General features: G+C 35.6%; 16 protein-coding genes. 5 read left to right on the top strand and 11 right to left on the bottom strand.

Annotated features, from left to right (window positions below; genetic code table 11):
• Nucleotides 1-419: 419 nt before the first annotated feature.
• From BMX09_RS03465 to coaA, 5 genes are all read right to left on the bottom strand, one after another.
• A complete protein-coding gene (locus BMX09_RS03465) occupies nt 420-1,136 on the bottom strand; it encodes a hypothetical protein (RefSeq protein WP_089746316.1) in 717 nt (238 codons plus the stop codon).
• Between the two features lie 12 nt (nt 1,137-1,148).
• Nucleotides 1,149-1,889, bottom strand: a complete 741-nt coding sequence (locus BMX09_RS03470) for an ABC-2 family transporter permease (protein WP_089746317.1) — start codon at nt 1,887-1,889, stop codon at nt 1,149-1,151.
• A gap of 3 nt (nt 1,890-1,892) precedes the next feature.
• A complete protein-coding gene (locus BMX09_RS03475; RefSeq protein ID WP_089746318.1) occupies nt 1,893-2,624 on the bottom strand; it encodes an ABC transporter ATP-binding protein in 732 nt (243 codons plus the stop codon).
• A 636-nt stretch (nt 2,625-3,260) separates the two neighbouring features.
• Complete coding sequence (gene guaA, locus BMX09_RS03480) at nt 3,261-4,814, bottom strand: glutamine-hydrolyzing GMP synthase (protein WP_089746319.1); 1,554 nt, start codon at nt 4,812-4,814, stop codon at nt 3,261-3,263.
• A 79-nt stretch (nt 4,815-4,893) separates the two neighbouring features.
• Nucleotides 4,894-5,817, bottom strand: a complete 924-nt coding sequence (coaA, locus tag BMX09_RS03485; RefSeq protein WP_089746320.1) for a type I pantothenate kinase — start codon at nt 5,815-5,817, stop codon at nt 4,894-4,896.
• 183 nt (nt 5,818-6,000) lie between these two features.
• Here coaA and mvk point away from each other — a divergent pair, with 183 nt between their 5' ends.
• The 5 genes from mvk to BMX09_RS03510 are packed head-to-tail and all read left to right on the top strand — an operon-like array spanning nt 6,001 to nt 10,746.
• The gene (mvk, locus tag BMX09_RS03490; RefSeq protein WP_089746321.1) at nt 6,001-7,053 is read left to right on the top strand and encodes a mevalonate kinase; all 1,053 of its coding nucleotides are present in this window, start codon (nt 6,001-6,003) and stop codon (nt 7,051-7,053) included.
• Between the two features lie 3 nt (nt 7,054-7,056).
• Nucleotides 7,057-8,079: a diphosphomevalonate decarboxylase gene (mvaD, locus tag BMX09_RS03495; RefSeq protein WP_089746322.1), complete on the top strand. Its 1,023-nt coding sequence runs from the start codon at nt 7,057-7,059 to the stop codon at nt 8,077-8,079.
• Nucleotides 8,060-9,163, top strand: coding sequence for a phosphomevalonate kinase (locus BMX09_RS03500; RefSeq protein ID WP_089746323.1), 1,104 nt, complete (start codon nt 8,060-8,062; stop codon nt 9,161-9,163). The genes mvaD and BMX09_RS03500 overlap by 20 nt, the downstream gene beginning before the upstream one ends.
• 14 nt (nt 9,164-9,177) lie before the next feature.
• Nucleotides 9,178-10,248, top strand: a complete 1,071-nt coding sequence (gene fni / locus BMX09_RS03505) for a type 2 isopentenyl-diphosphate Delta-isomerase (protein ID WP_281242672.1) — start codon at nt 9,178-9,180, stop codon at nt 10,246-10,248.
• 18 nt (nt 10,249-10,266) lie between these two features.
• The gene (locus BMX09_RS03510; protein WP_089746325.1) at nt 10,267-10,746 is read left to right on the top strand and encodes a cupin domain-containing protein; all 480 of its coding nucleotides are present in this window, start codon (nt 10,267-10,269) and stop codon (nt 10,744-10,746) included.
• Between the two features lie 71 nt (nt 10,747-10,817).
• Here the strand turns inward: BMX09_RS03510 and BMX09_RS03515 are convergent, their stop codons facing one another.
• The 6 genes from BMX09_RS03515 to rho all read right to left on the bottom strand — a co-directional run bounded on the left by BMX09_RS03515 (nt 10,818) and on the right by rho (nt 22,780).
• On the bottom strand, nt 10,818-11,342 hold the full coding sequence (locus BMX09_RS03515) for a putative sulfate exporter family transporter (RefSeq protein WP_089746326.1): 525 nt from the start codon (nt 11,340-11,342) through the stop codon (nt 10,818-10,820).
• A 128-nt stretch (nt 11,343-11,470) separates the two neighbouring features.
• A complete protein-coding gene (gene rny / locus BMX09_RS03520; RefSeq protein WP_089746327.1) occupies nt 11,471-13,033 on the bottom strand; it encodes a ribonuclease Y in 1,563 nt (520 codons plus the stop codon).
• Nucleotides 13,034-13,265: 232 nt separating this feature from the next.
• Complete coding sequence (gene rpoC, locus BMX09_RS03525) at nt 13,266-16,919, bottom strand: DNA-directed RNA polymerase subunit beta' (protein ID WP_089746328.1); 3,654 nt, start codon at nt 16,917-16,919, stop codon at nt 13,266-13,268.
• A gap of 60 nt (nt 16,920-16,979) precedes the next feature.
• The gene (gene rpoB / locus BMX09_RS03530; protein WP_089746329.1) at nt 16,980-20,633 is read right to left on the bottom strand and encodes a DNA-directed RNA polymerase subunit beta; all 3,654 of its coding nucleotides are present in this window, start codon (nt 20,631-20,633) and stop codon (nt 16,980-16,982) included.
• Nucleotides 20,634-21,120: 487 nt separating this feature from the next.
• Nucleotides 21,121-21,387 (bottom strand): type B 50S ribosomal protein L31, encoded by a 267-nt coding sequence (locus tag BMX09_RS03535; RefSeq protein WP_089746330.1) that lies wholly within the window; start codon nt 21,385-21,387, stop codon nt 21,121-21,123.
• A 133-nt stretch (nt 21,388-21,520) separates the two neighbouring features.
• Nucleotides 21,521-22,780, bottom strand: coding sequence for a transcription termination factor Rho (rho, locus tag BMX09_RS03540; protein ID WP_089746331.1), 1,260 nt, complete (start codon nt 22,778-22,780; stop codon nt 21,521-21,523).
• Nucleotide 22,781: the final 1 nt, after the last annotated feature.

The raw sequence follows: 22,781 nt of genomic DNA on the forward strand, positions 1-22,781 counted from the left end.
TAGAAAATATATCGTGTATAATTCCTCGTACTTGTGGGATACTTCTGTCTTTTGCATTATATTCAATTTTATCTATCTCATTTGTTGCGGCTTGTGCTGTTGGTGAACTAATCCCTACTCCTGCTATTAAAAGCATTGTTATAAATATTTTTTTCATAATAACTCCTCCTAATTATATAATTATTATTTTTACTTACAGTATTATACCAAACTTCACTTTTTTAATAATAGTTTTAAATTGTACTTTTTGTTCTTTAACTGTATCTTTTTATAATATATCTACTATTAATCCCCTATTTAAAAGATATTTTAGCGGTAAGCACTTCATGTAATTGAATTATATATATTATACGGAAACTGACTGCTCCCACGGGCAAGACCGTGGGTTTTCGCCGCAAATTTATAACTTAGTATCAAATTTATACATAATGATTTTGAATGTACTTTGTAGTTAGTTTTGTCCCAAAATATAATAAAGTTATTACTAATAAAATACTAATACTCACTTGAACTACTGCATTGCTACTATCTTGTGCTATTGTATAATAAAAATTTGGATAGAAATATGTATTATAATCTGTCTGCGCGATCAAAAAATTCACAATAATTAAAAACATGCCTAAAAATACTTTTTCAATCACATGCGGTAAAATAATACACAATAGTTGGACAACAATCATAATTGGAATAAAGCAAATAAACGAATAAAATAATGGAATTACAACAACTTCAAGTATAATTTTCATACCCCAATCTTGTAATAAATAGCCATTAACAGCTGTAAAACTAATATATGATATGAAGATTATGATTATCTGTGTAATACATTTTGCTATGATTGTTTTTTTACCATCTTTAACTGTTGATAAGACAAGCATCCATCCATTATCATTACTTTCATTTTGAGCAAAGACAATACTCGTTAATAACACAAATATTGGTAATACAAATATCAAAAATGTATTACAAACTAATGCAAAGGTATACGTATCAACTGGAACATCAATATAATTCACTGTTCGATTAACAATTTGTGTTTTTATAAATACCCCTGTAAATACTGGAAGTAAACACGCTAAAATACTATATTGCCATATTTTATTTTTTATCAACTCGCTTTTAATTAATCTAACCATATACTCACTCCTTTATTGTCGAATATCTCTATTTCTTTCTAATATACGTTTTGAAAGCAATAAAAATAATGCGGTTAAAATAGACAATATAGCTATACTAATCAAAAATTCGTTCCCTGTTGCTCTAAAACCATGCGAAATATACGTAAATGGATATTGTAATAAAAATTGTTGATCAGGATAATATAAAGAAGCATTCTGAATCATAACAATAATCCCAATTGGCAGTAAAAACATCACTCTTTTAACCAAACTCACAATTAAAATATATGCAGCAACCATCATACTCGCAGATAACAGTTGAATGATAAATGATTTAATAATCATAACCCACTCAATATTGCCACTAACACCAATTACGTTCCCAATGATTACAAGGCAAGCATAATCCGTTAAAAAGAATACCAACATCGCTAACATCGCAATTAAATACTTTCCATATACGACCTTATTACGATAATTTGAAGTAGACACTAAACTCCAGCCATTATTCTTCAATTCCACAGAAAAAACTTCATAAACAACAGTCGCTATTATCAATTGGCATAATTCTGAAAAATTAAAAACAGTCTGCTCTTTAAAAATTAATTGCCAATTCGATAATCCTAGTCGACTCTGATGCACTAGTAAATATGATTCATATCGATACGTTAAATCAATATACAGTAATATATTAAGTAACAAAGGAAATAATACACATAAAATAAATAAAAACTTTTTCTGTTTCAATAATTCAATTTTAAGTAGCTTCATCTTCTAGCCCTCCACATTCTGCATACAATTCATATACGCTTCTTCTAGAGTAGCACATTGATATTTTTCCAAAAGTTCTTCTGCTGTGCCATTATAGACAATTGATCCTTTATTGATTAAAATAATTTTATCGACAATTTTATCTAATTCACTCAAGATATGACTTGAAATTAAAAAAGTTACATTTCTTGTTTGATGTAGTTTTGTCATTAAATTTCTTATTTCAATAATTCCTGTAGGGTCTAAACCATTAATTGGTTCATCCCAAATTAAAAATTGAGGATCACCAATTAGTGAACATGCTATAGCCAATCTTTGTTTCATCCCCATTGAAAAATGGCTAACTTTCTTATTAGCTATATTATCTAAACCAACTAATTCCAAATAATCCTCAATTTGTTTGTCCGTAAGATCTATATTCTTCATATTGGCAACTATTTTTATGTTTTGATAAGCATTAAGATTCCCATAATAAGCTGGTCCACTTACAATTGTCCCAATCGAACTTAACGAATCCGTTTGATTGGTCTTATTATCATCTATCATAATTTTAATCTCACCATCTGTTTTGGGAATAATACCAAGAAGCAACTTAATTATTGTGGTTTTCCCTGCTCCATTAGGTCCAATAAAGCCACAAATTGCATTTCTTTTTATACAAAAACTTGCATTTTTTATGATTGTAGATTTACCAAATTTTTTATTAACATTTTTGAATTCAACTATATTTCCCATAACTATCCCCTTTCTATGATTTATAGTATTAGTTTAACATACGATTATTTCATATTGTGTTAGTGTACCTGAATTCTTGATTTTTGTACTTGAATTCAGTATACTTCGTCTTTTCCTTTTTAAATCGTAATTGCCTAAAACGTCAAAATTTGTAGTGGTTTGTAAAAAAATACTGCCTAATGCTAAATTTATAAGTCTAAATTTTTGAGATTCAATTATTAAAAGTAGTGATTTTTGACTAAAAGAAATGGTTGAAGTTATATTACCACTAACATACAATATTGTTCTTGGCAAATATAACTCATATAAATCACCTCTTATAATATATTCATCTCCTACAACTATATTATAAAAAGTTTTTTTATTTTCTGAATTAATGTACTATAATTCCTTACTTTTTGTACTCTGGTACAAAAAGTGTACCTGAAATAGAATTATTAATCAGTTTATTGTCCAAGCAGATTTATTAGTGCAATAGAAAAAAGCCTCCATTTAACACGGAGGCTTTTTTCTTATTTAAACCATTTTTATTCCCGAAGTGGCTAACCACTCTAAAAAGTACTTCAAAAGTACTTCAGCTAACCACTTGCACCGTTAGAATATAGCGTCAAATCAACGTTTTTAAACGAAATTCAACTATTCCCATTCGATTGTTGAAGGTGGTTTACTTGTAATATCGTAGACTACGCGGTTAACGTGCCCTACTTCATTTACGATACGTGCACTAATAACTTGTAATACTTCCCAAGGGATACGAGCGAAGTCACTTGTCATGCCATCGATTGATGTTACAGCACGGATTCCGATTGTGTAATCATATGTACGGCCATCTCCCATTACACCAACACTTCTAAAGCCTGGTAATACTGTGAAATATTGCCATACATCACGATCTAAACCGTGGTTGGCGATTTCTTCACGTAAGATTGCATCTGATTCACGTACGATTTCTAATTTTTCTTCAGTAATTTCGCCAATAACACGAATTCCTAATCCTGGTCCAGGGAATGGTTGACGCCATACTAGGCTTTCTGGCATTCCTAAAGCAATTCCTAATGCACGAACTTCATCTTTAAATAATGTGTTTAATGGTTCGATTAATTCAAATTGCATATCCTCTGGTAAGCCACCAACATTATGGTGAGATTTAATTGTTTCAGCTGTTTTAGTTCCTGATTCAATAATATCTGTATAAAGTGTTCCTTGCGCTAAGAAGTCAACACCTTCTAATTTTGATGCTTCATCGTCAAATACATAAACGAATTCATTACCAATGATTTTACGTTTTTGTTCTGGATCGCTAACGCCAGCTAATTTGCTCATGAAACGTTCTTGTGCATTAACACGAATAATATTTAAGCCAAATTTACCTGATAAGCTATCCATTACTTGATCGCCTTCGTTTTTACGTAATAAACCGTGGTCAACGAAGATACATGTTAATTGGTCGCCGATTGCTTTTTGTAATAATACTCCAACTACTGATGAGTCTACCCCACCTGATAAGCCAAGTAATACTTTTTTATCGCCAACTTTTTCGCGGATTTTTGCAATTTCAAGGTCAATGAAGTTGTCCATTGTCCAGTCGCCTTTTGCTTGACAGACATCAAATACGAAATTATGTAACATGTCGTTTCCGTGTACACTATGACGTACTTCTGGGTGGAATTGTAATCCGAATAAGCGACGTTCTTTGTTTTCAAATGCTGCAAATGGTGTGTGGGCGTTTGAAGCTGTTACTTCAAAACCTGCTGGAATTGCAGTAATACGGTCACCATGACTCATCCAAACTTCTTCTTCACTTGATAGGCCTTTGAACATACCTGATGCTGTTTCGTGAACGTCAATCATTGCGCGTCCATATTCACGTGTATCAGCTGGTTCTACTTTACCACCTAACATGTGAGTAATTAATTGCATACCATAACATACTCCTAAAACAGGTACTCCCATTTCAAAAATTGCTGGATCAACAGAGAATGCATCTTCTGCATATACGCTATGTGGTCCTCCTGAGAATACGATCCCAATAACATTCCCTTGTTCTTTGATCTCTTCTGCAGTGACATCATTTGGTAATAATTCACTAAATACACCAAATTCACGAATACGTCTTGTGATTAATTGGTTGTACTGGCTACCAAAGTCTAATACGATGATTTTTTCCATTTGTTTAATCTGATCAGTCATAATTTCCTCCTATTTGTCATTTCTATTTTTAGTATTGTACCAAATTTTCACACAAATTACTTCATTATTACTAAAATTTTTAATATTTTTTCAAAAATACTTTATCTATATAATGATTTTCAGACTTATGAATGATTAAATCTGCTCTTTGACGAGTTGGCAAGATATATTCATGTAAATTTTTTAGATTGATAGTCTTCCATACATTTTTAGCCATTTTGACTGCTTTTTGGCGGTCATCGTTTGCTAATTGATAGTAATAGTTTTCGGGTTGGAACTTTGCTTTGTCTAAAATTAATTCAAAGCGTTCTAAAAACCAGTGCTCAATATTTTCCTCATCTGCATCAACATAAATCGACCAATCAAAGAAATCACTCACATAGATATCCCAGTTTGGTGGTAATTGTAAGACATTGATTCCTTCGACAATTAAGATATCTGGTGAATCGATGGTTTGTGTGATATTAGGCAAAATATCATAAATTTCATGTGAATAAATTGGTGCTGTAGCTGGTTTTGTTTCGGTTTTGACGCTGATTAAGAAGTCAATCAAGCGCTCCATATCATAGCTTTCTGGGAAGCCTTTTTTATCTAAGATGCCTTTTTCTTGTAAGACTTTTGTTGGGTATAAAAAGCCGTCCGTTGTCATGAGGTCAATCTTTTTATCTGGGTATTTTTGTTCTAATAAGGTTTGAACTAAACGTGCAGTAGTGCTTTTTCCGACTGCCACGCTTCCTGAAATCCCTACAATAAATGGAATTGTTCGCTTTTTTTGTTCTAATAGTTCTTGTTTTTTTTGATGTAATTCAATATGTTTTTGATAATATAATTCAAATACCTTTACGATTGGCACATATACTTCTTCTACGTCTATTAAGGATACTCGGTCGTTTAATGCTTTTAACGATTGTAATTCTTGGTTTGTCATACGTAACGAATTATTTAATTGATAAGTCTTCAATGTTTCACGTTCGATTTTATAATACGTTTTTTTATCGTCCAAAATTCTGCCCCCTTAGTCTCTTTTTTTATTGTACCATAAACTTTTTCACCTATCATAGTCTAATATTCTAAACTTTCCTTAAAAATTGTCATCTTGATTTCCCTTTTTAGTAGCTTTTTAGTAAAATAATAATGAATAATTTTACAATTTTATAAATTTGATACTAAAGATAGAGGAATAATTATGAAAAAAATATCAAGGAAACAAGCTAAACGGACTGGTTTTGGTGAAGCAAGTGGTAAAGTCATCTTAATGGGTGAACATTCAGTAGTCTACCAAAAGCCAGCTATTGCGATGCCTTTTTGTGCGGTTAAAGTAACTGCTAAAATTATTGAAAGTAGTGACCCTTTGAATGTGCATTGTGAATTTTATCGTGGGTTATATACGAAGATGCCTGAAGTGTTGGAGAGTTTGAAGCATACCATTTATTATGCTTTAAAAAAGATTAATGATGAAGGAATTTCTGATGAGTTTGAAAAGACTTTCTGGATTAAAGCTTTAAAGAATAATCAATTGGTACAGTCTGAAGTGCCATTTACTCATAGTCCACATTTAACCATTAAGATTGACTCGACTATCCCGGCAGAACGTGGAATGGGGTCAAGTGCAGCGGTTAGCGTGGCGGTTGTACGAGCATTGTTTGATTATTATCAAGTGCCTTTAAGTAAGGAAACTTTATGGGAGATTGTCCAAGCTAGTGAGACGATTGCGCATGGGAATCCGAGTGGTGTAGATACAGCAACAACTAGCGGTACTTGTCCGATTATTTTCAAAAAGTTTCAGCCAATTACGCCTTTTGAGATTAAGATGAAAGCTATTTTAATCGTGGCAGATACTGGGCAGACGGGACATACTTTACAAGCGGTCAATATGGTTAAGGCTTTAGTTACAAGCGATACCCCTGAAGGAAAAGTGGCACTTCAAGCGATTGAGACTTTAGGTGACTTAACAGTTGAAGCTAGAGATGCCCTACAGACACAAGATGCCAGTCGGATGGGTGAATTAATGAATCAAGCTCACAGTAATCTGCAAAAGCTACATATTTCAAATCAAGATTTGGATCGTTTAGTAAAAGCAGCTCAATCATCAGGTGCATTAGGTGCCAAATTAACAGGTGGTGGCCTTGGCGGTTGCATGATTGCCCTAGCACAAGATACTACGAGCGCTCAAAAGATAGCACAAGCATTAAAAAATCAAGGTGCCAGTCACATTTGGCAGCAACAATTAGGAGAATAATAGATGAAATTAATTGGAATAGCACGCGCACATACAAATATTGCGCTGATTAAATATTGGGGTAAACGTAATAAAGAATTATTTTTACCAATGAATAGTAGTTTGTCATTAACATTAGACGCTTTTTATACAGATACGAAAGTGACGTTTGATGATGCTTTAACAGAAGATAGCTTTTTATTAAATGGTGAAGCACAAGCTGTTGAGGAAACAAATAAGATTGCGAAATTTTTAGATTTATTCCGTCAACAAATGCCTGAATACTATTATGCTAAAGTGGAAAGTTTGAATTTTGTACCGACTGCTGCTGGTTTAGCAAGTTCGGCTTCGGCTTTTGCAGCTTTGGCAGGTGCTTGTAATTTGGCGAGTGGCTTGAACTTGCCAATAGATGAATTGTCGACTTACGCGCGTCGTGGTAGCGGTAGTTCTACGCGAAGTTTATTTGGCGGTTTTGTCGAATGGGATATGGGAAGTGATTCTGATGCTAGTTCAAGTAGAGCGCATTTTATTGATGACGCTTCTTGGGATATTGGTATGGTCATTATCGTTGTCAACAATCAAAAGAAAACTGTCTCAAGCCGTCTAGGTATGGAACAAACTGTGGCAACTTCACCCTTCTATCCTGCCTGGGTAGAAACAGCTAAAACAGATTTAGCACAAATGAAACAAGCCATTCAAGCTAAGGATTTTAAAACATTAGGAGAAATTACAGAAACTAATGGAATGAAGATGCATGCGACCATGTTAGGAGCTAATCCACCGATTTGTTATTTTGAACCGGAAAGCATTCTTGCTCAACAACAAGTTCGTCAGTTACGTGAATTAGGTATTCCGGCTTATATGACAATGGATGCTGGGCCAAATGTTAAAGTATTGTGCCGTGCAAGTGATATGCCACGTATTAAAGGTGAATTAAGTAAGGTTTTTGATGAAAGTCGCTTAATCACTTCATTACCTGGCGAAGGTGTCATTAGCCTAAGTGAAGCGGATTGGGAGGCGTCAAAAAATGAGTTTTTCGGTAAGTAAAAAGATTCCCGGTAAATTATTCTTAGCTGGTGAATATGCTGTTGTGGAAGCCGGCCAACCAGCAATTGTAGCAGCAATTGATCACTATTTAACGGTAACGATTGAACAGTCTTCAACAAATGGTGGCACAATTCGTTCTTCATTAGATCCTGATGTAACCATTAATTGGCATAGAACTAATGAAAAAATCATGTTTTCAAAAGAAGCTTATCCACAAATGTTGGCGGCGATGAGGATTACGGAAGAGTTTTTGGCGGAACAAGATTATCCTGTACTCAACTATCATCTAGTAGTGGCAAGTGATTTGGATGATGTTAATTCCAACAAAAAATACGGCCTAGGTTCAAGTGGCGCTGTAACGGTGGCGACGATTCGGAGTTTACTAAGCTTTTATCAGTATCCGGCGACGGCTTTATTAGTCTATAAATTAGCGGTTTTAGCACAATTACGGTTAAATTGTAATGGCTCATTTGGTGATTTAGCAGCCTCAAGCTTTGGCGGATTGCTGCATTACGCTTCAACTGATAAGAAATGGTTAGCACAACAATTACAAAAACTATCAATTCAACAATTAGTAACAAAAGATTGGCCTGGTTTGGTAATTGAACGTTTAGAATTACCTAATCCGTTAAGTTTATTAGTTGGCTGGACCAAATCTCCTGCCTCAACTGATCATTTGGTCAAGTATACCCAACAAGAAAAGTTACACCATAAAGACTATTACAAAAGTTTTTTGAAAAATAGTAAATCAGTTGTGAAAGAATTGGTGCAAGCATCTTACAAACAGGATATTAGACGCCTTACAGAATGTATTTATCGCAACCGAGTATTATTACAAGACTTTGCTAAAACGATGAATTTCACCTTAGAAACGCCTGAGTTAGCGAAGATGTGCGATATCTGCTACAACTATCAAGCAGTCGCTAAGTCTTCAGGTGCTGGTGGCGGTGATTGTGGTATTTGTTTGGTTAGTTCCCAAAAGCAACGCCAAGACATTATTGAACATTGGGCAGCTGAAAATATCGAAGCCCTACCTATTTCCATCGCACCACAATTAGACTATCAAGGAGGAGTTAATAAATGAGTGAATTCCAACAAATGAATCGTAAAGATGAACACCTTTTACATGCCTTAAATCAATATCAATCTGAAAGTCACCCAGATTTTCAAGAGACACGCTTTGTTCATCAATCATTTTCTAGTGTTCCTTTTGAAGAAGTCTCACTAGAAACTAAGCTATTAGATTTAAAACTTAGCTGTCCATTCTTTATTAACGCTATGACTGGTGGTAGTGCAAAAACAAAAGAGGTCAATCAACGTTTAGCCATATTAGCCCACGAAACTGGTCTAGCACTAGCAAGTGGTTCGATGAGTATTGCCACTAAAGATGCTTCTACCATTGATAGCTTTAAAATTTTACGCCAAGAAGCACCCGATAATCTGATATTTGCCAATTTAGGCGCCCACCATACGCTTGAAAATGCTAAAAGAGTCGTTGATATGATTGAAGCTGATGCCTTACAAATCCATATTAATACACCACAAGAATTAATTATGCCTGAAGGAGATCGTGATTTTTCTAATTGGCTACAAAATATCGAACAGATTGTCGCTCATTTAGCAGTCCCAGTAATTGTTAAAGAAGTAGGTTTTGGAATGAGTCGTGAAACTATCCAACAATTACATTCAATCGGTGTTCAAGTCGTTGATGTGGCTGGTAATGGTGGAACTAATTTTGCCACGATTGAAAATGCTCGTCGTACTCGTATCTCTTATCATGAATTAGGCGATTGGGGGCAATCAACTATTGTTTCACTGGTAGAAGCCAATAGTATTCCAAAAGTAAATCGTCCAGAAATTATTGCTTCCGGTGGCGTGAAATCTCCACTTGATATGGTGAAGTGTCTTGCAATGGGCGCTAAAGCAGTTGGTTTGTCAGGAACCATTTTACAATTAGTTCATCAAGAAGACAGCCTGCCAAGCGCTATTCGCATTGTTAAAGAATGGCAAGAGCAATTACAGACTATGATGTGTTTACTAGATTGTCAAAACATTACGGATTTACAGCAGACGGATTTAGTATTATCAGCTAATGTTCAAAATTGGTGTCATGCCCGTCAAATCGATTGGAAGCATTATGCCAATCGTTCAAAAAATAAACTAAAATAATTTAAGGAGTTGGTTTACATGAAAACAGCACAACAATGGATTAACGAATTAGAAATGATCAGCCATGTCGAAGGTGGTTACTTCAAGGAGCAATTAAAATCTGATCAAACAATTCACCACAATGATCACGACCGCGCTCTATATACAAGTATTTTATTCTTATTAGAACACGATAATCCTTCAAACTTCCACCGCTTAACAGCTGACGAAATTTGGTATTATCACGACGGCTCACCATTAACAGTTCATATGATTCACCCAGATGGTACATACGAACAAATCAAACTTGGTAAAGATATCTTAAATGGTGAAGTCTTACAAGCTGTTGTCCCTCGTGGCGTAATCTTTGGTTCTAGCGTTGAAGAAGGCTATGCACTAGTTAGTTGTATGGTTGCACCAGGATTCGAATTTGAAGACTTTACCCTATTCAAACGTCAAGAACTATTAGACCAATATCCTGATCATCAAGAAATTATTGAAAAATTAACACGCGATTAATCTTTAGTAAACAAATAAAGTCATTTGACGCTTACCGAAAATATGGTAAGTATCAAATGACTTTTTTAATCTTATTTTATATCTTCTTTTACCGATAGATTAACACCCATCCCTACAGCTGCAATTGCAAATAACCACTTCGCTAAAACTCTAGCAAAATACATCACTTCTTCTGGAATTAACGCTAAACTATTGATACATAAGCCAATTAAAAATATCCCAATAAACATCACTACATTCTGCTTAACTGCGGGGAATAATTTTAAATCTGTTTGCTTAATTTTTTCAACTTGAATAATCAAGATAGCCATCACCAATGCTAATTCGATTGTTTGTATATTAATCGCCATAATTTGACTAAATTTCAATCCAAATCCAATCACCGCAAAACCATATTTGAATAATGATTTTCCACAAATTTGTAATCCAGGTACCCAAGATTCTTCCACTTTATATATGTTATTTAAGGTGAAACCCAAGATGAAAGCTACCGCCACACTCCATAATATCGGATATTGTTTTTCAATTGAGACACTAACCCCTGCTAAAACAATACTAACAAGAATTCCTGGTCGATACTCATTATATTTTTCCATGCGTATATTCTCCTTAAATTTAATACTCAATAATAGTTCTATTCTATCACATTTTGGCAATCATCAAACAAAAAAATTATAAATTAAAAATCCCCAATAATCAAATGACTATTGGGGTGTAATTTTATTTATTTTGCGTACTCTACAGCACGAGTTTCACGAATAACCGTAACTTTAATGTGTCCCGGATATTGTAGTTCTTCTTCAATTTGTTTACGAATGTCGCGTGCTACAAGAATAGATTGCGAATCGTCAATTTGGTCTGGTTTAACCATTACTCGGATTTCACGACCTGCTTGAATAGCAAAGCTTCGTTCAACGCCTTCATGTTCAGTAGCGATTGTTTCAAGTCTTTCTAATCGTCTAATGTAGTTTTCTAAAGATTCACTTCTTGCTCCTGGTCTTGCTGCTGATAAAGCATCGGCTGCTGCTACTAAAACAGCAATTGTTGATGTTGCTTCGACATCTCCATGGTGGGATGCAATTGCATTAATAACAATACTATTCTCTTTGTATTTTTGAGCAATTTCTGCGCCAATCTCAACGTGAGAGCCTTCGATTTCATGATCAAGTGCTTTACCCATATCGTGAAGTAATCCGGCACGTTTAGCTAGGTTAACATCTTCGCCTAGTTCTCCGGCCATTACTCCTGCAAGTTTAGCTACTTCAATACTGTGGTTCAATACATTTTGACCATAACTTGTTCTGAAATGTAGGCGTCCTAAAATCTTAATTAAATCTGGATGTAATGAGTGAATTCCGACTTCAAATGTTGCTTGTTCCCCGATTTCACGAATACGAGCATCCATTTCTTTACGAGATTTTTCAACCATCTCTTCAATTCGAGCTGGGTGAATACGTCCATCTGAAATTAATTTTTCAAGTGTCATTTTTGCTATTTCGCGTCTAATTGGATCAAATCCACTTAATACGACTGCTTCTGGTGTGTCATCGATAATTAAATCGATTCCTGTTAAGGTTTCAAGAGTACGGATATTACGTCCTTCACGTCCGATAATACGACCTTTCATCTCATCATTAGGTAAGTTTACTACGGTTACTGTATTTTCTGATACTAAATCAGCGGCAGAGCGTTGAATGGCTTGTAAGATAATATCTTTAGCATTACGGTCTGCTTCGTCTTTTGCTTTTTGTTCTGATTCTTTAATCATTACAGCAATTTCATGATCTAACTGATGTTCAGTTTCCTTCATGATGATTTTTTGTGCATCTTCACGTGAAATTGTTGCAATTCGTTCTAATTCTGCTTGTTGTTGTTCAACAAGTTCTTCCGCTTGGCGTTCTTTTACTACTAAGTTCTCCATGCGATTTTGAATTTTCTCTTCTTTTGCTTCAATTGTACGCTCTCTTTTTTCTAATGTTTCATCTTTACGATCTAGCGTTTGTTCACGTTGGATGATACGCTTTTCTTGAGCGATTACTTCATTACGTCTTTCTTTTAACTCACTTTCAACTTCAGTACGATATTTATGGTTTTCATCCCTTGCTTCTAGCAAAACTTCTTTTTTTAATCGTTCTGCGTCTTTTTGTGCATCTTCTAAGATTGCATCGGCAGATTGTCTAGCTGCTGCTAGTTTCTTTTCAGATTGAATTTTGAAACTGAAATATCCAATTACAACACCAATGATTAAGGTTAGAATCGCGAGGATGATAATTAGTCCTGAGTCCATTGAGTCACCTCCGTTTCTATTTAATTATTGTTGAATTGTTATTGTAAATATATTCGGTGTACATTATTGCACATCTTTTATTTTATAGTTCTTCTGTCATTATGTCAACTGACTTAGCCCGATATATTAGATAATATTTTACAAAAATTGGTATTTTTCAAATTAGATGTTCAGATTTTCATCATTTTTACACAAAAAAGACTAGGTATAAACCTAGCCTTTTTGTGTAATTTTATAAAGTTGTTTGATCAACGATTTTTGAAAGAATTTCTTCTGCTTCGTCTTTAACTTCTACAGGAACTTCAATCACTTCTTCAGCACTTGTACTTGTTTCCATATTTCTATAACGTGCCATACCAGTACCGGCAGGAATAATCTTACCGATAATAACATTTTCTTTAAGTCCTAGTAAGTTATCACGTTTACCACGGATAGCAGCATCTGTAAGAACACGAGTAGTTTCTTGGAATGATGCAGCTGATAAGAAGCTGTTAGTTTCTAGTGAGGCTTTAGTAATACCAAGCAATACTGGACGTGCTGTTGCAGGAACATCGCCAGCCATAATTGCTGAGCGGTTGCGATCTGTAAAGTCGCTAATATCCATTAATGTACCTGGTAAGATATCTGTTGAACCTGGATCCATTACACGTACTTTACGTAACATTTGACGTACCATTACTTCGATATGTTTATCGCCGATTTCTACCCCTTGCATACGGTATACTTTTTGTACTTCACGTAATAAGTAGTTTTCAACTGATAATACATCACGAACACGTAATAATTCTTTCGGATCAATTGAACCTTCTGTGAATGGAGATCCACGGTGAATTCTTTGACCTTCTTCAACTTTTAAGCGTGCAGTGAATGGTACAGTATATGTACGAGTATCTGTTATACCTTTGATAGTAATTTCTTTTGTACGGCTTGCTGCATTTTCATCGATAGATACAACTTCACCAGTAACTTCTGAAATTGTCGCAACCCCTTTTGGATTACGTGCTTCAAAGATTTCTTGGATACGTGGTAAACCTTGAGTAATATCGTCTCCGGCAACCCCACCCGTATGGAATGTACGCATTGTTAATTGTGTACCTGGTTCACCGATAGATTGAGCGGCAATTGTACCAACTGCTTCCCCAACTTCTACTTCTGAACCTGTTGCTAAGTTACGTCCATAACAGTGTTTACATACACCGTGACGAGTATCACATGTAAATGCTGAACGGATTGTTACTTCTTCAATGCCTAATTCTGTAATCTTACGAGCAGCATCTTCAGTAATTAATTCATTATGACCTACAAGAACTTCACCTGTTTCAGGATGTTTAATTGAGCGTTGTGCGTAACGACCAATCATACGTTCTTCTAGTGATTCAATAATTTCATTTCCTTCACGAATTGAGCGGATTGTTAATCCACGATCAGAACCACAGTCTGTTTCACGAATGATAACGTCTTGTGCTACGTCTACTAAACGACGAGTTAAGTAACCTGAATCGGCAGTCTTAAGGGCTGTATCGGTCATACCTTTACGAGCACCGTGAGTACTTGAGAACATTTCTAAGACTGTTAATCCTTCACGGAAGTTAGATGTAACTGGTAATTCCATGATTTTACCTGATGGAGATGCCATCAAACCACGCATACCGGCTAATTGTGTAAAGTTGGAAATGTTACCACGGGCTCCAGAGTCACTCATCATGAAGATGTGGTTATTATTATCTAATGATTCCATTAAGGCTTTTTGAATTAAGTCTTTAGCGTTATTCCATGTTTCAATAACACGTTCATATCGTTCATCATCTGTAATTAAACCACGACGGAATAATTTAGAAATATTTTCAACTTGTTTATGAGCACTATCTAAAATGTCATATTTATTCGCTGCAACTGTAATGTCGGCAATACCTACTGTAATACCGGCTTTAGTTGAATATTTGTATCCTAAATCTTTCATACGGTCAAGCATCATTGATGTTTCAGTAATGTGGAATTTTTTGAATACTTCAGCGATAATTTGTCCTAAGTTTTTCTTCTTGAATGGTGCAACAACGTCACGAGCTTGAATTTCTTCTAAGATATTCGCTCCTGGTTCTAAGAAGTATTTATCTGGTGTTTGTACTTCTAAGTTTTCCATTGTTGGTTCATTTAAGTAAGGGAATTCATCAGGCATAATTTCGTTAAATAATAATTTACCAACTGTTGTGATTAACATTCTTTCACGTTGCCATTCAGTAAATGGTTTGTTTGGTAATGATTTAGCGTGAATTGCAATACGTGTATGTAAGTGAACATAACCATTTTGGAATGCAATCATTGCTTCGTTAATATCAGAGAAGATCATACCTTCCCCAACACGACCTGCTTGTTCCATTGTAATGTAGTAGTTACCTAAAACCATATCTTGAGATGGTGTAACAACTGGTTTACCATCTTTAGGGTTAAGGATATTTTGTGCTGCTAACATTAATAGACGAGCTTCAGCTTGTGCTTCTTGTGATAAAGGAACGTGAACGGCCATTTGGTCTCCATCGAAATCGGCATTATACGCTTCACATACTAATGGGTGAAGACGAATTGCGCGACCTTCCACTAATGTCGGTTCAAATGCTTGAATACCTAATCTGTGAAGTGTCGGTGCGCGGTTAAGTAATACTGGGTGTTCACGAATAACGTCTTTTAATACATCCCAGATATCATCGTCTAAACGTTCAATTTTACGTTTAGCTGATTTAATGTTTCCAGCGATTTCACGTTCAACTAATTCTTTCATTACGAATGGTTTGAATAATTCAATTGCCATTTCTTTTGGTAATCCACATTGATACATTTTTAGGTTTGGTCCAACTACGATAACTGAACGTCCAGAGTAGTCAACACGTTTACCAAGTAAGTTTTGACGGAAACGACCTTGTTTACCTTTTAACATATGAGAAAGAGATTTCAATGGACGGTTACCTGGTCCAACTACTGGACGGCCACGACGACCATTATCAATTAAAGCATCGACAGCTTCTTGTAACATACGTTTTTCATTTTGAACAATGATGTTTGGAGCGTGTAATTCTAATAAACGTTTCAGACGGTTATTACGGTTAATTACACGACGGTATAAGTCATTTAAGTCACTTGTTGCAAAACGGCCACCTTCTAATTGTACCATTGGACGAATATCTGGAGGAATAACAGGAATAACATCCATAACCATCCAGCTAGGTTTGTTTCCTGATTCTCTAAATGCATCTAAGATATCTAAACGGCGAATTGCACGAGTTCTTTTTTGACCTTGAGAAGTTTTTAATTCTTCTTTTAAGATTGCAACTTCTTCTTCTAAGTCAACGCGATCTAATAATTCTTTGACTGCTTCTGCACCCATTGCCGCACGGAATTGATTCCCATATTCTCGGCGTTTTTCACGGTATTCTGCTTCACTTAATAATTGTTTTGAAACAAGTTTTGTTTCACCTGGATCAATGACAACATAGCTTGCAAAGTAGATGATTTCCTCTAGAGAACGAGGACTCATGTCTAACACAAGTCCCATTCGGCTAGGGATACCTTTGAAATACCAAACGTGTGATACAGGAGCTGCTAATTCAATATGTCCCATACGTTCACGTCTAACTTTTGAACGTGTGACTTCTACGCCACAACGTTCACAAACTTTACCTTTGTTGTTGATTTTTTTCAATTTACCACATGAACATTCTAAATCTTTTGTTGGTCCGAAAATTCGTTCACAAAATAATCCATCACGCTCAGGTTTTAATGTACGATAGTTGATTGTTTCCGGTTTAGTTACTTCACCATTAGACCAATTGCGGATCTTTTCTGGAGATGCTAAACCAATTTGCATGCTTTCAAAATTATTTACATCTATCAAGGGGCTAACCTCCCTTATTTTTGGAACTGCCCAATATGTTCCTTATTTTATATTAATTGATTATTCTTCTGTTGTTGTTTCTTCTTCGACTACTACTTCAACTTCTTCTACTGATTCTTCAGTCGCTTCTTCTACTGATTCTTCTACTGATTCTTCGACAGTTGTTTCTTCTTTTTTAGCTGGTTGTTTCTTCTCTTCTGGAGTGTAACGTTCAACGTCGCTATAGTTGATACGGTCTTCATCTTCATCCATATCACGTAATTCGATTTCTTCGTCGTTCTTATCTAGAACTTTCATATCTAATCCTAATGCTTGTAATTCTTTAACAAGTACACGGAATGATTCTGGAACACCAGGACGAGAAATTTGTTGGCCTTTAACGATTGCTTCATATGTTTTAACACGTCCTACAACGTCATCTGATTTATATGTTAAGATTTCTTGTAATGTGTATGCTGCACCGTAAGCTTCTAAGGCCCATACTTCCATCTCACCGAATCTTTGTCCACCAAATTGAGCTTTACCTCCAAGTGGTTGTTGAGTTACTAATGAGTATGGTCCAATTGAACGTGCGTGAAGTTTGTCATCAACCATGTGAGCAAGTTTAATCATATACATAACCCCAACTGTTACACGGTTATCAAAGGCTTCACCAGTACGTCCATCATAAAGGATAGTCTTAGCATCTTTAGCCATTCCAGCTTCAGCTACTGTTCCCCATACATCGTCATCTTGCGCTCCATCAAATACTGGTGTTGCAATATAGATGCCTAATGCACGAGCTGCCATTCCTAAGTGAACTTCTAATACTTGTCCAATATTCATACGTGAAGGTACCCCTAATGGGTTTAACATGATATCAACTGGCGTACCATCTGGTAAGAATGGCATATCTTCTTCTGGCATAATGCGAGAAACAACACCCTTGTTACCGTGACGTCCGGCCATTTTATCCCCTTCATTGATTTTACGTTTTTGAGCGATAAATACACGAACTAATTTGTTAACACCTGGTGGTAATTCATCCCCAGCTGAACGTGTAAAGATTTTAACATCTTGAACGATACCGCCACCGCCATGAGGAACACGTAATGATGTATCACGTACTTCACGAGCTTTTTCACCAAAGATTGCGTGTAATAAACGTTCTTCTGGTGATTGTTCTGTTAATCCTTTAGGTGTTACTTTACCTACTAAGATATCTCCATCAACAACTTCAGCACCAATACGGATAACACCGTCTTCGTCTAAGTCTTTTAATGCTTCTTCCCCAACATTAGGGATTTCACGAGTGATTTCTTCAGGTCCTAATTTAGTATCACGAGCTTCTGAATCGTATTCGTCAATATGTAGAGATGTGTATACATCATCTTTAACTAAACGTTCACTCATAATGATCGCATCTTCATAGTTATAACCTTCCCATGTCATAAAGGCAACTACAACGTTTTGTCCTAGAGCCATTTCGCCGTCTTCCATAGATGGTCCATCAGCTAAGATTTCACCTTTATCTACTTTATCGCCTTTAGCGACGATTGGACGTTGATTATAACACATACCTGCATTTGAACCGTGGAATTTCATTAATTCATAGTTATCTAATGTGCCATCAGCTGTACGAACACGAACTGATTTAGCATCAACGAATTCTACAATACCTTCACGGCGACAAATTAAAGCTGTACCTGAGTCATGTGCTGCTACATATTCCATACCAGTACCAATCCAAGGAGCTTTAGGGTTAATCAACGGAACAGCTTGACGCTGCATGTTGGCACCCATTAAGGCACGGTTTGAGTCATCGTTTTCTAAGAAAGGAATACATGCTGTGGCTACCGCAACTACTTGTTTTGGTGATACATCCATGTAATCCACTTGATCAATTGATACTTCTAAGTTTTCTGACACGCGACGAGCCATGACAACATCACTTGCAAAGCTTCCATCTTCATTTAATACAGAGTTTGCTTGGGCAACAGTGAAATTATCTTCTTCATCCGCTGTTAAATAATCAATTTTATCTGTTACTTTATGTGTTTTCCAGTCTACACGACGATATGGAGTTGCAATAAATCCATATTCATTAATTTTCGCATATGTTGATAAACTGTTGATCAGACCGATATTTGGTCCCTCTGGAGTTTCAATCGGACACATACGCCCATAGTGAGAATAGTGAACGTCTCGAACTTCATAACCAGCACGGTCACGAGTTAACCCACCAGGTCCTAAGGCTGATAGACGACGTTTGTGAGTTAATTCCCCTAGTGGGTTAGTTTGGTCCATGAATTGTGATAATTGAGAAGAGCCAAAGAACTCTTTAATTGCCGCAACTACTGGACGAATATTAATTAATTGTTGTGGTGTAACAGTTGATACATCTTGAATTGACATACGTTCACGAACAACACGTTCCATACGTGATAATCCGATACGGAATTGGTTTTGTAATAATTCACCAACTGAACGAATACGACGGTTACCTAAGTGGTCGATATCGTCTGTTGAGCCGATTCCTTCATATAAGTTTAAGAAGTAACTCATAGATGCTAATACATCTGAAGCTGTTACACATTTAATATCATCAGCAATGTTATTGTTACCAATTACATTGACCACACGTTCTGAATCCATTGGTGAAATAACTTTAACGATTTGTACAGTTACAGGTTCTTGGATAACACCTTCAGTTGATGGGTGTAATGTGTATGTGTTGATTCCTTCATCTAATTTAGGTCCAACTGTTTCTTCCATTACTTCACGAGTTAACACTGTTCCTGCTGCTGCAATAATTTCACCTGTTTCTTCATCAACAAGTGGTTCTGCTAATGTTAAGTTTAATAAGCGTTGTTTTAAGTTTAATTTTTTGTTTACTTTGTAACGTCCTACAGGGGCAAAATCATATCTTCTTGGGTCGAAGAAACGAGCTGTCAGTAAATTACGAGAGCTGTCTGCTGTTTTTGGTTCTCCTGGACGTAAACGATCATAAATATCTTTTAATGCTTCTTCAGTACGAGATTCATCCATACGTTTGTGTACATCTTTATCTAATGTTAAACGTAATGTTTCGCTATCACCAAAGATTTCAGTAATAACTTCATCAGATTCAAAACCTAATGCACGTACTAAAACTGTTAAAGGAATTTTACGTGTACGGTCAATACGTACATATGAAACATCTTTTGCATCTGTTTCATATTCTAACCATGCGCCACGGTTAGGGATTAATGTAGAACCATACATTGGTTTTCCGTTTTTGTCTGCTTTATCATGGAAGTAGACACCTGGTGAACGTACTAATTGAGAAACAATAACACGTTCAGCTCCATTAATAACGAATGTTCCCATATCTGTCATTAATGGGAAGTCTCCAAAGAATACCTCTTGATCTTTAACTTCTCCAGTTTCTTTATTAATCAAACGTAATTTTACGTAGATTGGTGCTGAATAGTTTGAATCATGACTTCTTGCTTCTCCGATTGTATATTTTGGTGCATGAAGTTCATAATCTAAAAATTCTAACATTAAGTTTCCAGTATGGTCTTCGATTGGTGAGATATCTTTGAACATTTCGCGGATACCTTGATCTAAGAACCATTTGTATGAGTCTGTTTGAATTTCGATTAAGTTTGGTAATTCTAAAACTTCACTGATTCGTGCATAACTTCTACGCACACGGTGTTTACCGTAATTCACATTATGATGACTAGCCAACTTTTTCCACCCCTATTATTTAATATTTACTGAAACTCTCACAACCAAAGTCATAAGGTTCTGTAACAGCGATTGCCATTAGTATGCCTAATCGCAAATCTTTTATTACAGACTTTATTGGTATTAACAGCTATCACCTCTATCATATACCGATAGGCTCGTTTCAAAACCTTTTTTAATAACACCTTTTCTCTTACGACTTAAGTCACGAATGATTAGGTGCGTTTTATAAATGTTACATTTATATTACAATTATTAAAACTGTATATCAAAATGAATCTTACTTAGTTTTTTGACAAAAAAAAAGCCAAAGTTTTTTAGAAGTTCCATACTTGAAATATGTTCTAATCCCTTTGATTTTGCAGTAAACTCGCTATTGGACAATATTTCAATAGCAAATTAATAACCTAATTGCATTCATTTCATTTTGTAATTATATAACAAAAAAAGGGATATGTCAATAGCGACATTCCCTTTAGCAATCTGCTTATTTTGGTTGTGCGTTTTTGTCTGCAAAACCGTATTTCTTGTTGAAACGATCCACACGACCATCTGCTTGTGTGAATTTTTGACGTCCTGTGTAGAATGGGTGTGAATCTGATGAGATTTCTACACGGATTAATGGGTATTCGTTGCCGTCTTCCCATTCAACAGTTTCACTAGATTGTTTAGTAGAACCTGTTAAGAATTTAAATCCTGTTGTTGTGTCCATGAATACTACTGGACGGTAATTTGGGTGAATTCCTGGTTTCATAATGCTATTCCTCCTGCCCTGAACTATTTGCTAATTCAGAGTTATTTTTATTTTTGCATTTATATAAATGCGACAGTCGTATCATAACATGCAGATAGTTAAAATGCAAACTGTTTTTGTCATTTTTTATACTTTATTTCATTAATTTTATTCTTTTGATGAAGTCTTGATTTGTACGGCTATCTTTTAGTTCTTTCATGAATTGTTCACTAACTTCTAGGCCGTCACCTTTCATAATACGGCGAACTTTCCAGATTGCTTCTAGGGTATCTTTTGGTAATAATAATTCTTCTTTACGAGTACCTGATCGTTTAATATCGATTGCTGGGAAAATTCTTCTTTCGGCCATTTCACGTGATAGATGAATTTCTGCATTACCTGTCCCTTTGAACTCTTCGTAAATCACATCATCCATGCGGCTTCCTGTCTCAACTAAAGCTGTTGCTAAAATGGTTAGACTACCTCCATGTTCGATATTACGTGCTGCCCCAAAGAATTTTTTAGGGCGATACAATGCTGCTGGGTCAATCCCTCCGCTTAATGTACGTCCTGATGGTGGAATCGTTAAGTTATAAGCTCTTGCTAGACGAGTGATACTATCCATTAAGATAATCACATCTCGTCCATCTTCCACTAAACGCATTGCTCGTTCTAAGACTAATTCACTAACACGTACATGACTTTCTGGCTTTTGATCAAATGTTGATGAGATTACTTCAGCGTTAACCGTTCTTTCAATATCCGTTACTTCCTCAGGGCGTTCATCAATTAATAAAATCAATAATTCTGCATCTGGATAATTTTCAGAGATACCATTAGCGATTTCTTTTAATAGGCTGGTCTTTCCGGCTTTTGGCGGTGCAACGATTAAGCCACGTTGACCAAATCCAATCGGCGCAATTAAATCCATTGTACGAGACGCCATACGTCCACGAGTTGTTTCTAATGTGATTTGTGTATCAGGATATAAAGGTGTTAGTCCTGGAAAGTGTTCACGTTCTTTAGCATCTTCTGGGTTTTTACCATTAACTAAACCAACTTGCATTAAGCCATTATAGCGTTCTGATTGTTTTGGTGGTCTAGCTGTTCCTGATACTAAGTCACCATTTCTTAAGTCAAAACGGCGAATTTGCGAATTAGAAATATAGATATCTTCTTGACTTGGGCTATAGTTAATTGGTCTTAAAAATCCATAACCTTCATTATGATTAATATCTAAAACACCTGATACTCGGAAAAATCCAGTTGCTTCTTCTTGCGCTCTAATAACGGCAAGTGATAATTCTTTTTTATTCATTTGACTATAGTAGGGAATTTTATATTCTTTGGCATAGGCATAAATTTCTTTTAAGGTTTTCTTTTCTAAGCTTTCAAGCGTTACTGTCTCAGACATC

This window comes from Granulicatella balaenopterae (assembly GCF_900111135.1).
Taxonomy (GTDB): Bacteria; Bacillota; Bacilli; order Lactobacillales; family Aerococcaceae; genus Granulicatella; species Granulicatella balaenopterae.